Source organism: Sphingomonas carotinifaciens, from assembly GCF_009789535.1.
Lineage (GTDB): Bacteria > Pseudomonadota > Alphaproteobacteria > Sphingomonadales > Sphingomonadaceae > Sphingomonas > Sphingomonas carotinifaciens.
Map to the genome: position 1 here is coordinate 242563 of NZ_WSUT01000005.1, position 14679 is coordinate 257241.

The following is a 14679-nucleotide window of genomic DNA, read 5'->3' on the forward strand; positions in this document are numbered from 1 at the left end:
GGATGCGGCATCGCCCCGCCCGACGTCCAGCATTATTATGTCGCAACCTGTGTCACGCCGGACATGCGCGACTATTCGAGCTCCAGGATCACCGCATCCACCGCCAGGCTGTCGCCCGTCCGTGCGCTCACCGCCTTCACCGTCCCGCTCTTGGCCGCGCGCAGGATATTCTCCATCTTCATCGCCTCGACCACCGCCAGCGCCTGCCCCGCCTCGACCCGGTCGCCCTCGCCCACGTCGAGGCGCACGAGCAGCCCCGGCATCGGCGCGATCAGGAAGCGCGACAGATCCGGCGCCACCTTCTCGATCATGTGCCGCGTCAGCGCGCCCGCATGGCCCGGCACGACGCGCACCTCATGCGCCGCCCCGCGCGTCGACAAACGCCAGCCGCCGCGCGTCCGGGCAAGCCGGATGGTCAGCGCCTCGGGCGCCTCCACCGTGACGATCCGGTCGCCCGGCGTATATTCCATCTCCAGTTCGACGCCCACGCCGTCCACCGTCACCGCATCGGTATCGACCACGACATGGCGATCCTCGCCCCCGATCCGCACCTGCCATTCGCCCGGCGGCGGCAGGCGGCGGCCGAGTTGCCCGTCGATCCGCCGTGCCCGGTCCGCCTCCGCCGTCGCAACGAATGCGGCGACCGCGGCCAGGATGCGCAGCAGTTCGGGTTCGGCCGGTGCCCCGTGGAAGCCCTCGGGATATTCCTCGGCGATGAAGCCGGTGGTCAGCGCGCCGTCGCGGAAGCGCGGATGCTGCATCAGTGCGGACAGGAAATCGAGATTCGTGCCCGGCCCCTCGATCCGGAACCCGTCGAGTGCCGCCACCTGCGCATCGATCGCGCCCTCGCGCGTCGGCGCCCAGGTCACCAGCTTGGCGATCATCGGGTCGTAGAACATGCTGACCTCGCCGCCCTCGGCCACGCCGTCATCGACGCGGACCCGGCCGGCCTCGTCCGCCACCGGCTCGGGCGCCTGATAGCGTACCAGCCGGCCGATGCTCGGCAGGAAGCCGCGATACGGGTCCTCGGCATAGACGCGCGTTTCCACCGACCAGCCGTTCAGCCGCACATCGTCCTGCTCGATCGACAGCGGCTCGCCCGCCGCCACCCGAATCATCTGCTCGACCAAGTCCAGCCCGGTGATCTCCTCGGTCACCGGATGCTCGACCTGAAGCCGGGTGTTCATCTCCAGGAAGTAGAAGCTCTCCCCCGTCGGGTCCGCGCCCGACACGATCAGCTCCACCGTACCCGCCGAATAATAGCCCACCGCGCGTGCCAGCGCGACCGCCTGCTCGCCCATCGCCCGGCGCATCGCCGGCGTGACAAAAGGCGACGGCGCTTCCTCGACCACCTTCTGGTGACGGCGCTGCACCGAACATTCGCGCTCGCCCAGGTACAGGACCTTGCCATGCTGGTCGCCCAGCACCTGTATCTCGATATGGCGCGGGTCCTGGATGAACTTCTCGATGAACACGCGATCGTCGCCGAAACTGGCCAGCCCTTCGCGCTTGGTCGCCTCGAAGCCTTCGCGCACGTCCGCCTCGCTCCAGGCGAGCCGCATCCCCTTGCCGCCACCACCGGCCGACGCCTTCATCATCACCGGATAGCCGATCTCGCCGGCGATGCGCACTGCATGCTCGGTATCCGCGATCTCGCCCAGGAAGCCCGGAACGACGTTGACGCCCGCCTGCTTGGCCAGCTTCTTCGATTCGATCTTGTCGCCCATCGCCGCGATCGCGTTCGGCGGCGGGCCGATGAACGCGATCCCCGCCTCGGCACAGGCCCGCGCAAAGCTTTCCCGCTCCGACAGGAAGCCATAGCCGGGATGGATGGCATCCGCCCCCGTTTCCCTGGCCGCCAGCAGGATCAGCTCCGCCTTCAAATAGCTTTCCGCCGCCGGTGCCGGCCCCAGCCGTACGCTCTCGTCGGCCAGCATCACATGCGGGCTGCGTGCATCGGCATCCGAATAGACCGCCACCGTCGCGATGCCCATCGCGCGGGCGGTACGAATGACGCGGCACGCGATCTCGCCGCGATTGGCGATCAGGATCTTCTTGAACATGCTTGGCTCCCCTCCCGCTTCACGGGCGACACCTGCGTGCCTGCCCGTGAGCGTCGTTGTCATGGGGGGAGGCGCTGTCCTCCCCTGCCCCTCCCGCAAGGGAAGGGACGTCCGTCATTCCGCCGCGACGCGCATCGGCTCCTCGCCCGCCATCGGCGACAGGCCCAGCTTGGCGAACAGCGCCGCGTCCGCGCTGTCGCCGGCATTGCCCGCGGTCAGCAGCTTGTCGCCGGTGAAGATCGAATTGGCACCCGCCATGAAGCACAAGGCCTGCGTCGCCTCTGACATGCTCTCGCGCCCTGCGGACAACCGCACCATGCTGAGCGGCATGGTGATCCGCGCCACCGCCACGGTGCGGACGAATTCGATATCGTCGATTTTGGCCAGCGGCGTATCGGCCAGCATGTCGCCCAGCACGGTGCCCTTCACCGGCACCAGCGCGTTCACCGGCACGCTTTCCGGATGGCGCGGCAGGGTGGCGAGCGCATGGACGAAGCCGACCCGGTCGCTTCGGCTCTCGCCCATGCCGACGATGCCGCCGCAGCACACCGAAATCCCCGCCTCGCGCACATGGTCCAGCGTCTGCAACCGGTCCTCGAAGCAGCGCGTGGTGATGACGTTCGCGTAATTCTCGGGCGAGGTGTCGATGTTATGGTTGTAATAGTCGAGGCCCGCCGCCTTCAGCCGCTGTGCCTGGGGTGCATCCAGCATGCCCAGCGTCATGCAGGTCTCCAGCCCCATCGCCTTCACGCCCTCGACCATGGCGACGACCTTGTCCATGTCGCGGTCCTTGGGGCTTCGCCACGCCGCGCCCATGCAGAAGCGCTGCGATCCGGCCGCCTTGGCCTCGGCCGCCGCGGCCAGGACGGCGTTCACGTCCATCAGCTTCTCGGCCTTCACGTCGCTCTCGGCCGATGCCGACTGCGAACAATATCCGCAATCCTCCGGGCAACCGCCGGTCTTGATCGACAACAGGGTGCAAAGCTGCACCTCGTCCGCGGCATGATGGCGGCGATGCACCTCGGCGGCGCGGAAGACGAGTTCGGTGAACGGCAGGTCGAACAGGCCTGCGATCTCCGCGCGGGTCCAGTCTGTGCGCAAGGCCGTCGCCGGGGCGGCGGGGCGTTCGAGCGTATCGGCAATCATTCGGCAGCGTCCTGTTCGGGTGGCATGTTATGTCCCAGCAGCCTCAACACTTCTTCGGCCGCTTTCACAAGGTTGGTGCCCGGGCCGAAGATCGCCTGCACCCCGGCATCGCGCAGCGCCTGGTAATCCTGCGCCGGGATCACCCCGCCCGCGATCACCTTGATATCGGGGCGGCCGGCCTCCCGCAGATGGCCGATCAACTCGGGAATCAGCGTCTTGTGCCCCGCCGCCAGGCTGGAGGCACCGACCACGTCGACATCCTTCTCGATCGCCAGCACCGCGGCCTCGTCGGGCGTCTGGAACAGCGGCCCGGACACGACATCGAACCCCAGGTCGCCGAACATCGACGATACCAGATTGGCGCCGCGATCATGCCCGTCCTGCCCCATCTTGGCGACCAGCATCCGGGGGCGACGCCCCAGCCGCCGCTCGGTCGCGGACACGCCCTCCTGCAACCGCACCCAGCGCACGTCCTCGCCGTAAGCGCCGCCATAGATGCCCTTTACCGGCACCGGCTGCGTCCCATAGCGACCAAAGGCGTCTTCCATCGCCGCCGAAATCTCGCCCAGCGTCGCGTGGTGGCGCGCGCATTCGACCGCGAAAGCCAGCAGATTATGCTCGTACCGGCCGGAGGCTTCCCGCGCCGCATCCCGCAACGCCGCCAGCGCCGCCTGACACGCCGCCTCGTCCCGCGTTTCGCGCAACCGTGCCAGCCGCGCGACCTGCGCCTCGCGCACCGCATGATTGTCGACGTCCAGAATATCGATCGGCGACTCCTCGCTCGACCGGTATTTGTTCACCCCCACGATCACGTCCTCGCCGCGGTCCGCACGTGCGGCGCGCGCGGCGGCGGCTTCCTCGATCATCGCCTTGGGCCAGCCGGCGTCCACCGCGCGGGCCATGCCGCCCTCCGCCTCCACGCGGTCGAGCAATTCGGTCGCGCGCGTCACCAGGTCCTGGGTCAGCGCCTCGACATAATAGCTGCCGCCCAGCGGATCGACGACATGGGTGATCCCCGCCTCTTCCTGCAACACCAGTTGCGTGTTGCGTGCGATCCGCGCGGAAAAGTCGGTGGGCAGCGCGATCGCCTCGTCCAGCGCGTTGGTATGCAGCGACTGGGTGCCGCCGAACGCCGCCGCCATCGCCTCGATCGTGGTGCGGATGACGTTGGTGTACGGGTCCTGCTCCTGCAGGCTGACCCCGCTGGTCTGGCAATGCGTGCGCAGCATCTTGGAGCGCTCGTCCTTTGCCCCCAGCTCGGTCATCACCCGGTGCCACAGCGTGCGCGCGGCGCGCAGCTTGGCGACCTCCATGAAGAAGTTCATGCCAATCGCGAAGAAAAAGGACAGGCGCCCGGCGAACTTGTCGATATCCAGCCCCGCCGCCATCGCCGCGCGCACATATTCGCGACCATCGGCAATGGTGAAGGCCAGTTCCTGCACCTGCGTCGCCCCGGCCTCCTGCATGTGGTAGCCGGAGATCGAGATGGAATTGAACTTCGGCATCTCGGCCGAGGTATAGGCGATGATGTCCGACACGATCCGCATGCTGGGCGCCGGCGGATAGATATAGGTGTTGCGGACCATGAACTCCTTCAGGATGTCGTTCTGAATGGTCCCTTCCAGCTTTGCGCGGGGCACGCCCTGCTCCTCGCCCGCGACGATGAAGAAGGCGAGGATCGGGATCACCGCGCCGTTCATCGTCATCGATACCGACATCTGGTCGAGCGGAATGCCGTCGAACAGGATCTTCATGTCCTCGACCGAATCGATCGCGACGCCCGCCTTGCCGACATCGCCGACGACGCGCGGATGATCCGAATCATAACCGCGATGCGTGGCCAGGTCGAAGGCGACCGACAGCCCCTTCTGCCCCGCCGCCAGGTTGCGGCGGTAAAAGGCGTTGGAGGCCTCCGCGGTGGAGAAGCCGGCATATTGCCGGATCGTCCACGGCCGCCCGGCATACATGCTGGCGCGCACCCCGCGGGTGAACGGCGCGAAACCGGGCAGGCCGGGGTCGGCGGTCACATCCTCGGGCGTGTAGAGCGGCTTGACCGCGATCCCCTCCGGCGTGTGCCAGGTGAGATCGGCGCCCTTGACCTCTTTCGCCGCGGCGGCGGCCCAATCGTCCAGCGTCGGCTTGTCGGCCATTACGCCTCCTGCTCCAATGTCCCGGCCGCGGCGGATTGCCGCATCGTCCATGCTTATTTTGTTTCCTTAAACCGGAACAATCGTGCCGAGGCAAGCCGGGCCGGGATCACGCCCCGCGGAACGCCGGCGCCCGTTTGTTCAGGAACGCCATGCCCCCTTCGGTGGCGTCCGCACTGCCGCGTGCGAGGCGCTGGTCGGCCGCCTCGCGGGTCATCGCCGCGGCATAGTCGCTTGAAAACCCGTCGTGCAGCGCGCGCCGCATCAGCCCCAGCGCCACCGTCGGCCCTGCCGCCAGCCGCCCGGCCAGCGCCAGCGCCTCGGCGTCCAGCGCATCGTCGGCGACCACGCGGTGGATCATGCCCCATTCCAGCGCGCGGGCAGCCGGCACCCGCTCGCCCAGCATCATCATCTCCGCGGCGCGCGCCCGGCCGATCAGCCGCGGCAACATCCACGACGCGCCGCCATCGGGGACCAGCCCGATATTGACAAAGGCGTGCAGGAAATAGGCGCTGTCGCTCGCCACGCAGAAATCGGCGGCCAGCGCCAGGCTGCATCCGATGCCGGCCGCGGGGCCCCGAACCGCGCTGACCACCGGCACGCCCAGGTCCGCGATCGCCAGCAGCGCCGGATTGTAGCTGCGGGTCAGCGCCGCCTCGGTCGCCTCGCCAGGATCACCCTCGCGCAGCGCCACCGCGGCCACGTCCGCCCCCGAACAGAAGCCGCGCCCCGCGCCCGCCAGCAACACCGCGCGCGCTCCCGCCAGATCGCGAAGCGCACCGGTCAGCGCCTCGAACATCTCGGGCGGTGCCGCGTTCAGCCGATCGGGACGATTGAGCGTCAGCACCAGCACGTCGCCGCGCCGCTCGCTCAGGACCAGGGGCGCGCTCATGCGTGGCTTTCCATCAGTTCGACCAGCATGCCGCCGGTATCGCGCGGGTGGACGAACACGATGGGCGTGCCGTGCGCGCCGATGCGCGGCTCGCCCAGCACGGTCGCGCCCTTTGCCTTCATCGCCGCGACCGCGGCATGGATGTCGGGCACCTCGAAGCAGACATGATGCTGCCCGCCTGCCGGGTTCTTCTTCAAAAAGCCTGCGATCGGCGAGGCTTCGTCATAGGGTTCGATCAATTCGATCTGGGTGTTGGGCGCATCGATGAAACACACCTTCACCCCTTGCGCCGGCAGGTCGAACGGCTCCCCGATCGCCTCGGCCCCCAACAGGTCCCGCCACATCTCGATCGACGCCGCGATCGACGGCGTCGCCACCCCCACATGATTCAACCGCCCCAACGCCATCTTCATCTCCTCAACAGCCTTGCAGCATGTTCGCCTCGCCGCCCTCTACCCGATACGCATCCCCCACCCGCACATACCGCGCCTCAAACGCCCGCGTGCCGGTAAAACGAACGATAAAGGATTGATCGGGCACGATCTTCACGATCTTCCCCTGGCTCGATTGCGGCCGCCCGACCGCCGCCCTGCCATCATCATAGCTGTCCAGGAAATCGGCCAGCTTCACCGGCCCGGTCGGCTGCAGCTCGACCAGCGTGGTGCGCCCGCAGGTATAGCCCTGCCACGTCCCGCCACCCTGCGCCTGGACCACCGGCAGGCGGCCGAACTTGTTCGACACGCTCCAGTCGCTCATCCGCCCCATGGTGCCGGCCAGCACCGCTTCGGGAAAGCGCCGATCGACCGCATAGCGTTCGCCGTCCGGCTTCAGATAGGTGATGTCCAGCCGCCCGGAGGAAACATGCGCGGGCTCGGCCACCTGCCCCTCGCTGACCAGCACCGGGCCGAACGGCGTATCGACCAGCCGGTGTTCGTCGAACACATAATGCTCGCCCGACTCGCTTTCTGCCGTGTTGCCCGCCGGGAACGCGGCCTTCACCGCCGCCGCCAGCCGCTCGTCGGGCAGCAGCCCCGCGACATTGGGCGTCGCGGGCGGCACGTCTGCAGTGGCGGCCGGCGTCGCGGCGGGCCGCGGCGCCTCGTTCGCCGCCCGCTCGCGCCACCACAGCACCGCCAGCACGACCACCGCCGCCAGCAACAGCAGCGTCAGCCATGGCAGCCTGCGCCCGCCACCCTTTGCCCGCGCTCGCTTACCTCCGCTCATAGCGGAATGTTATCGTGCTTCTTCCAGGGATTGGCGAGGCTCTTGTTGCGCAACTTGCGCAGGCCCAGCGCGATGCGGCGGCGGGTGGAATGCGGCTGGATCACCTCGTCCACGAAGCCCTTGCTGGCCGCGACGAACGGATTGGCGAAGCGCGCCTCATATTCCGCGGTGCGCTCGGCAATCTCCTCGGGGGTGCGCCCGCGGAAGATGATCTCCACCGCACCCTTGGCGCCCATCACCGCGATCTCGGCGGTCGGCCACGCATAGTTCAGGTCGCCGCGCAGATGCTTGGACGCCATCACGTCATAGGCGCCGCCGTAAGCCTTGCGCGTGATGACCGTGATCTTGGGCACCGTTGCCTCGCCATAGGCGAACAGCAGCTTGGCGCCGTGCTTGATGATGCCGTTATGCTCCTGCGCGGTGCCGGGCAGGAAGCCGGGCACGTCGACAAAGGTCACGATCGGGATCTCGAACGCGTCGCAGAAGCGCACGAAGCGCGCCGCCTTGCGACTGGCATTGATGTCCAGCACGCCCGCCAGCACCATCGGCTGGTTCGCGACGAAACCGACCGTACGCCCCTCGATCCGGCCGAAGCCGCAGATGATGTTGCCGCCATGCGCGGGCTGGATCTCGAAGAAATCGCCCTCGTCCACCACCTTGGACAGTAATTCGTGCATGTCATAGGGCTGGTTGGCAGAGGCCGGGACCAGCGTGTCCAGGCTGTCCTCCACCCGGTCCCACGGATCGGAGGTCGGCCGCTCGGGCACCCCCGTCCGATTGGTCAGCGGCAGGAAGTCGAAAAAGTCGCGCGCCGCCAGCAGCGCCTCGACATCATTCTCGAACGCCACGTCCGCCACCGAGGTGCGCGTGGTGTGCGTCACCGCGCCGCCCAGTTCCTCCTGGGTCACCACCTCGTTCGTCACCGTCTTCACGACGTCCGGCCCGGTGACGAACATGTAGCTCGAATCCTTCACCATGAAGATGAAGTCGGTCATCGCCGGCGAATAGACCGCGCCGCCTGCACACGGCCCCATGATCAGCGACAGCTGCGGCACCACGCCCGATGCCAGCACGTTGCGCTGGAACACCTCGGCATAGCCGCCCAGGCTCGCCACGCCTTCCTGGATGCGCGCGCCGCCCGAATCGTTCAGGCCGATCACCGGCGCACCGACCTTCATCGCCATGTCCATGATCTTGCAGATCTTTTGTGCGTGCCGCTCGGACAGCGACCCGCCGAACACGGTGAAATCCTGGGAGAATACGAACACCAGCCGGCCGTTGATCGTCCCCGATCCGGTGACCACGCCGTCACCCGGCACCACCTGCTCGGTCATGCCGAAATCGGTGCAGTTATGCTCGACGAACATGTCGAGTTCCTCGAAACTGCCCTCGTCCAGCAGCACGTCCAGCCGCTCGCGTGCGGTCAGCTTGCCCTTGGCATGTTGCGCATCGATCCGCTTCTGCCCCCCACCCATGCGGGCGGCGGCGCGGCGGCGTTCCAATTCGGCGATCGTCGACGACATGGCCTCTCCTTGTTTGTCAGCCTCTCTGCCCTGCCTCCGATGCCAAATGCAAATGCCTGCGTCTTCAGTGGCTTTCATGCGTTCCCCCCGCGACCATCGCTAGGAGCGCCGTTTATGCCCGATTCGATCGATCGCCGCCTGATGCTGAAACTGGGCGGTGCCGCCGCCGGCATGGTGCTCGGCGCCCGCGGGGCCGATGCGCAGAAATATCCGCCGCCCAGCGATGTCGACCGCGGCCGCGTCGAAAACGGCAAGGTCACCTTTCCCGAATGGCGCAGCCAGGCCGACCCCAAGACGCCCCCACCCCCGGCCCCGCTTCCCCCCGAACAACGCGTCGGCTTCGCCATCGTCGCGCTCGGCCGCCTCAGCCTGGAGGAACTGCTGCCCGCGTTCGGCGAGTGCAAAAAGGCCAAGCTCGTCGCGCTCGTGTCGGGCAGTCCGGAGAAACTGCGCACCACCGCGCAGCAATACGGGATCGCGCCCGAAAACTGCTATGACTATGCCGGCTTCGACCGCATCCGCGACAATCCGGCGGTCCAAGTCGTCTACATCGTCCTGCCCAACGGCATGCACCGCGAATATGTCGAGCGCGCCGCGGCGGCCGGCAAGCATGTCCTGTGCGAAAAGCCGATGGCCACCAGTGCCGCCGACGCCCGCGCGATGGTGGAGGCGTGCAAGCGCGCCAATGTCCGCCTGATGATCGCCTACCGCATCCAGTACGAACCCTATAACCAGCGCGCGGCCCGCTTCGTGCAGGAGGGCACCTTCGGCCGCCTCGTCGGGGCGACGATGACCAATGTGCAGACCGTCGCCCCCGATGGCGAGAAGCAGTGGCGCCACAAGCGGGTACAGGCCGGCGGCGGCGCCCTGCCCGATATCGGCCTTTACTGCATCAACACCGCCCGCTTCCTGACCGGTGAGGAGCCCACGGAGGTCTATGCCGAACAGTTCAGCCCGCCCGGCGACCCGCGCTACGCGCAGGTGGAGGAGACCGTCGCCTGGACGATGCGCTTCCCCTCCAACTTCCTGGCGCAGTGCCTGACCAGCTACGGCGCGCGCGACGACAAGCACCAGCGGCTGAACTTCGCCACCGCCACCGTGGATATGCCCAACGCGTACAGATATCAGGGCCAGCAACTCTACGTCGCGCAGAACCAGGGCGACATGGACGAGCGGCAGCAGGTGATCCTGCCGCAAAAGAACCAGTTCGCCGAGGAGATCGACCACATGGCCGACTGCGTCCTGTCCAACCGCCAGCCGCGCACGCCCGGCGAGGAGGGCGTGCAGGACCATGTCATTATGGAAGCGATCTACGAAAGCGCGAAGACCGGCCGCCCCGTCAAGCTGAAGGCCTATGAGGGCAAGGACGTGTTCCGCGGCCCGCCCTTGCCGCCGGAGGGATAGGGGCGGCGTTCGCGGGACCGCAGGACACGCAAAATCTGTTTCATCCTCCTTTGAAGAACGACACGAGGTTGAACCATCTGCCCGTTCGTCTCCAGTAGACGTCGAGTAGCGGCAAAGCCGCGTATCGAGACGACGTATCGAGAGACAGGTTGGCACACGGAACGGTACCTCGATACGAACGGATAAGGATGACCTCACCGCGTCCCGCTACGCACAAAGCCGCAAGCATTGCCCCGATCGCGAACGGATCATTTCGCCCGCGATTCGGAACGGCAGGCGCGGCGGGGGGTTCACGTGGCATGCCTGCCCTCGCTATGCCGCCATCCATGGCCGAACTCGTGCCCCCCCCGCCCGCCCTGTCCACCACCGACAGCCTTTTCCTCGATTTCGACGGGACGCTGGTCGAACTGGCCGAGCGCCCCGATGCGGTGGTGGTCGCGCCGTCGCTGGTCGACATGCTCGATCGCCTCGCCGCCACCATGCCCGGCCGCGTCGCGATCGTCAGCGGCCGGTCGATCGCGCAGCTGGACGCGATGCTGGGCCCGCAGGCCCGGCACTTCGCGCTGGCCGGCAGCCACGGGGCGGAGCGCCGCACTCCCGAACATGGCTATGAAAGCCCCGAGCCGCCCGAGGCGCTCGCCCTCGCCGCCGAATCGCTGCGCGATTATGCCGACACCAACGGCCTGGTGTTCGAGGCCAAGAGCTTCGGCGCGGCCATCCATTACCGCCAGCGCCCGGAGCTGGAGGACGATGCCAACGCCGCCGCCGCCGCGGTCGCCGACACGCACGGCCTTGTTCTCCAACGCGGCAAGATGATGGCCGAGGTGCGCCTGTCCGGCGACAAGGGCGATGCGATCCTCGGCCTGCTGGAAACGTCCGCCATGCAGGGCACCCGCCCCCTGTTCTTCGGGGACGACGTCACCGACGAGGACGGCTTCGTCGCCGCCGCGGCGTCCGGCGGCGCCGGCGTGCTGATCGGCCCCTTGCGCGAAACCGCCGCCTTGTATCGTCTGGAGAGCGTGTCCGCCCTCCACACCTGGATCGCCGCTGCCATGGAGGCCCGTGCATGACCCCCGACATGAATCTCTGGCCGATCGGCAATTGCCAGGTTTCCGCACTGATCGACTCCACCGGCCGTTTCGTCTGGGGCTGCGTGCCGCGCGTCGATGGCGATCCCGCGTTCTGCGCGCTGCTGGGCGAGGAGGAGCCGGACACCGGCTTCTGGTCGATCGAGCTGGAGGACTGCGTCACCACCACGCAAGGCTATCTGCGCAACACCCCGATCCTGGTCACCCGCCATCAGGACGACCGTGGCAACGCGATCGAGATCACCGATTTCTGCCCGCGCTTCTCGCGCGACCAGCGCATCTATCGCCCGACCAGCTTCGTGCGCATGGTCAAGCCGATCGGCTCGCCGCGCATCCGCATCCGCCTGCGCGTCGCCACTGATTGGGGCGCGCAGACCAGCCAGACGCAAGGGTCGAACCACATCCGGTACCTGATGACGCACCAGACGCTGCGTCTCACCACCGATGCCCCCGTCGGCCACATCACGCGCGAGCAGTGGTTCCGGCTGGAACGGCCGATCAACCTGTTCCTCGGCCCTGACGAGAGCTTTTCGGGCGTGCTGTCCGAGGCGCTGAACGGCATGCTGGAGCGGACCACCCATGAATGGCACCAATGGGTCCGGGGCCTTGCCACCCCGGTCGAATGGCAGGGCGTCGTCATTCGTTCGGCAATTACGCTCAAGCTGTGCCAGCATGAGGAAACCGGCGCGATCGTCGCCGCGCTCACCACCTCGCTTCCCGAACATGCCGATTCCGGGCGCAACTGGGATTATCGCTACTGCTGGATACGCGACGCCTATTACACGGTGCAGGCGCTCAACCGGCTCGGCGCGCTCGACGTGCTGGAGGGCTATCTCGAATATCTCCGCAACATCGTCGATGCTGCGCGCGGCGGCCATATCCAGCCGCTCTACGGCGTCGGCGGCGAATCGACCCTGATCGAGCGGATCGAGGACAAGCTGCCCGGCTATCGCGGCATGGGGCCGGTGCGCGTCGGCAACCAGGCCTATGAGCAGATCCAGCATGACGCCTATGGCCAGATCGTCCTGTCCGACGTGCAGGCATTCTTCGACTGCCGCCTGTTCCGCATGTCGGGCATGGAGGATTTCCACTCGCTGGAGCGCGTCGGCGAGCGGGCCTGGGCCAAATACGATCAGCCGGATGCCGGCCTGTGGGAGCTGCGCACCAAGAGCCATGTCCACACCTATTCCGCCGCGATGTGCTGGGCGGCGTGCGACCGCCTCGCCAACGCCGCGCAGGCGCTGGGTCTGGAGGAGCGCGAAACCTTCTGGCAGGAGCGCGCCGACCAGATGCGCGAGGCGATCGAGCATGCCGCCTGGCGCGACAAGACGCAGCGCATCTCCGCCACCTTTGGCGGCGACGATCTCGACGCCAGCATCATCCAGTTGCTCGACCTGCGCTTCCTCGCCCCCGACGATCCCCGCTTCCTCTCGACCCTGGACGCGGTCGAAAAGGGCCTGCGCCGCGGCAGTCACATGCTGCGCTATGCGACCGAGGATGATTTCGGCCTGCCGCATACCGCGTTCAATGTGTGCACCTTCTGGCTGATCGAGGCGTTGCATGCCACGGGCCGGACCGCGGATGCGCGCGAACTGTTCGAGGAAATGGTCGCAAGGCGCACGCCCGCGGGCCTGCTGTCCGAGGATATCGACCCCAATACGGGAGAGCTGTGGGGGAATTATCCCCAGACCTATTCGCTGGTCGGCCTGATCAACTGCGCCGTTCTGCTGAGTAAACCATGGAGTGCCGTACGATGAGTCGCCTGATCGTCATTTCCAACCGGGTGCAGCCGCCCAAGACCGGGCCGGGCGGCAACCAGGGTGGGTTGGCGGTCGCGCTGCTCGCGGCGCTGCGTGAACAGGGCGGCATCTGGTTCGGCTGGTCGGGCGAGACCACTGAGGAATTTTCCGGCCATATCAACTTCCAGCAGGGTGGCGGCGTCACTACCGCGACGATCGACCTGGAGCCGCAGGACGTTGACGAATATTATAATGGCTATGCCAACCGCACGTTGTGGCCGCTCTTCCACTACCGGATCGACCTGACCGAGTTCGAACGCGATTTCGGCAGCGGCTATCGCCGGGTGAACCAGCGTTTTGCCGACACCGTCCGCCCGCTGATCGAGGATGACGATCTGGTCTGGGTGCATGATTACCACCTGATGCCGCTCGGCCAGGAGCTGCGCGACCGCGGTTTCCGCAACCGGCTCGGCTTCTTTCTCCACATCCCCTGGCCGCCGGCGCGCCTGCTCCTGTCGCTGCCCAGCCACCGCAAGTTGGTGGAAACGCTGTTCGCCTATGACGTGGTGGGCTTCCATACCGAGGACTGGCTGGACAGCTTCCGAGACTATGTGACCAAGCAGCTTGGCGGCACGCTCGGCCCGAACGACACCGTCACCTATGAAGGCCGCACGATCCGCGCGATCGCCGCGCCGATCGGCATCGAGACCAAGGAGTTCGAGGAAGCCGCCGCCGGCAACGACGCACGCTTCGCGCGCGAGCGGATGTACATGTCCTCCACCGGGCGCAGCCTGATCGTCGGCGTCGATCGCTTGGACTATTCCAAGGGCCTGACCGAGCGGTTCCTGGGCTATGAACGCTTCCTGCAACAGAATCCGGAGCGCAACGGCCTCGTCTACATGCTCCAGATCGCGCCGCCCAGCCGCGAGAAGGTAAACACCTATCAGGAGATCCGCGCCAATCTCGATGCGCTGTCGGGGCGGATCAACGGCGAATATGCCGATATCGACTGGGTACCGATCCGCTACGTCAACAAGGGCTTTCCCCGCCAGACGCTGGCCGGCATCTACCGCGCCGCGCGCATCGGCCTCGTCACGCCGCTTCGCGACGGCATGAACCTCGTCGCCAAGGAATATGTCGCAGCACAGGACCCCAGCGATCCCGGCGTGCTGATCCTGTCCAGCTTCGCAGGCGCCGCCGCCCAGTTGAAGGAAGCGGTGCTGGTCAATCCCTACAGCGCCGAGGAACTGTCCGACGCGATCGTCAAGGCGCTGGAGATGCCGCGTGCCGAGCGCATCCGCCGCTGGGAGGCGCTGATCGACAATGTCCGGCGCGAGGATGTGTTCTGGTGGTGCGACCTGTTCCTCGCGGCGCTGCGCGGCGATGCCGGCGCGGAGGCCGCCGCCCGCGAGGAGGAACGCGCCTGACCCCGACCGGGTGCGCAGCTTCCACG

At 67.2% G+C, this 14679-nt stretch carries 11 protein-coding genes; 4 read left to right on the forward strand and 7 right to left on the reverse strand.

The annotated features are described in order from the left end of the window. Window positions 1–71: 71 nt before the first annotated feature. From GQR91_RS03160 to GQR91_RS03190, 7 genes are all read right to left on the reverse strand, one after another. Entirely contained in the window at window positions 72–2063 is a 1992-nt protein-coding gene (locus GQR91_RS03160) for an acetyl-CoA carboxylase biotin carboxylase subunit (protein WP_149681133.1), read from the reverse strand. Window positions 2064–2177: 114 nt separating this feature from the next. Continuing rightward, on the reverse strand, window positions 2178–3209 hold the full coding sequence (gene bioB / locus GQR91_RS03165; RefSeq protein ID WP_149681134.1) for a biotin synthase BioB: 1032 nt from the start codon (window positions 3207–3209) through the stop codon (window positions 2178–2180). Then, on the reverse strand, window positions 3206–5359 hold the full coding sequence (gene scpA / locus GQR91_RS03170) for a methylmalonyl-CoA mutase (protein WP_149681135.1): 2154 nt from the start codon (window positions 5357–5359) through the stop codon (window positions 3206–3208). The genes bioB and scpA overlap by 4 nt, the downstream gene beginning before the upstream one ends. A gap of 106 nt (window positions 5360–5465) precedes the next feature. Beyond that, entirely contained in the window at window positions 5466–6248 is a 783-nt protein-coding gene (locus tag GQR91_RS03175) for an enoyl-CoA hydratase-related protein (protein ID WP_149681136.1), read from the reverse strand. Then, window positions 6245–6655 (reverse strand): methylmalonyl-CoA epimerase, encoded by a 411-nt coding sequence (gene mce, locus GQR91_RS03180; RefSeq protein WP_112381781.1) that lies wholly within the window; start codon window positions 6653–6655, stop codon window positions 6245–6247. Before mce ends, GQR91_RS03175 begins: the two co-directional genes overlap by 4 nt. Before the next feature lie 10 nt (window positions 6656–6665). Next, on the reverse strand, window positions 6666–7472 hold the full coding sequence (locus GQR91_RS03185) for a hypothetical protein (protein ID WP_149681137.1): 807 nt from the start codon (window positions 7470–7472) through the stop codon (window positions 6666–6668). Further along, window positions 7469–8995 carry an acyl-CoA carboxylase subunit beta gene (locus tag GQR91_RS03190; protein ID WP_149681138.1) on the reverse strand — a complete coding sequence of 509 codons (1527 nt, stop codon included), beginning with the start codon at window positions 8993–8995 and terminating at the stop codon, window positions 7469–7471. The genes GQR91_RS03185 and GQR91_RS03190 overlap by 4 nt, the downstream gene beginning before the upstream one ends. Before the next feature lie 114 nt (window positions 8996–9109). Between GQR91_RS03190 and GQR91_RS03195 the strand changes: the two genes are divergently transcribed. The 4 genes from GQR91_RS03195 (at window position 9110) to GQR91_RS03210 (ending at window position 14653) form a co-directional block, all read left to right on the forward strand. Then, a complete protein-coding gene (locus GQR91_RS03195; protein ID WP_149681139.1) occupies window positions 9110–10399 on the forward strand; it encodes a Gfo/Idh/MocA family protein in 1290 nt (429 codons plus the stop codon). 326 nt (window positions 10400–10725) lie between these two features. Next, window positions 10726–11469 carry a trehalose-phosphatase gene (gene otsB, locus GQR91_RS03200; RefSeq protein ID WP_149681140.1) on the forward strand — a complete coding sequence of 248 codons (744 nt, stop codon included), beginning with the start codon at window positions 10726–10728 and terminating at the stop codon, window positions 11467–11469. After that, entirely contained in the window at window positions 11466–13244 is a 1779-nt protein-coding gene (locus tag GQR91_RS03205) for a glycoside hydrolase family 15 protein (RefSeq protein ID WP_149681141.1), read from the forward strand. The genes otsB and GQR91_RS03205 overlap by 4 nt, the downstream gene beginning before the upstream one ends. After that, window positions 13241–14653 (forward strand): alpha,alpha-trehalose-phosphate synthase (UDP-forming), encoded by a 1413-nt coding sequence (locus tag GQR91_RS03210; protein ID WP_149681142.1) that lies wholly within the window; start codon window positions 13241–13243, stop codon window positions 14651–14653. Before GQR91_RS03205 ends, GQR91_RS03210 begins: the two co-directional genes overlap by 4 nt. Window positions 14654–14679 lie beyond the last annotated feature (26 nt).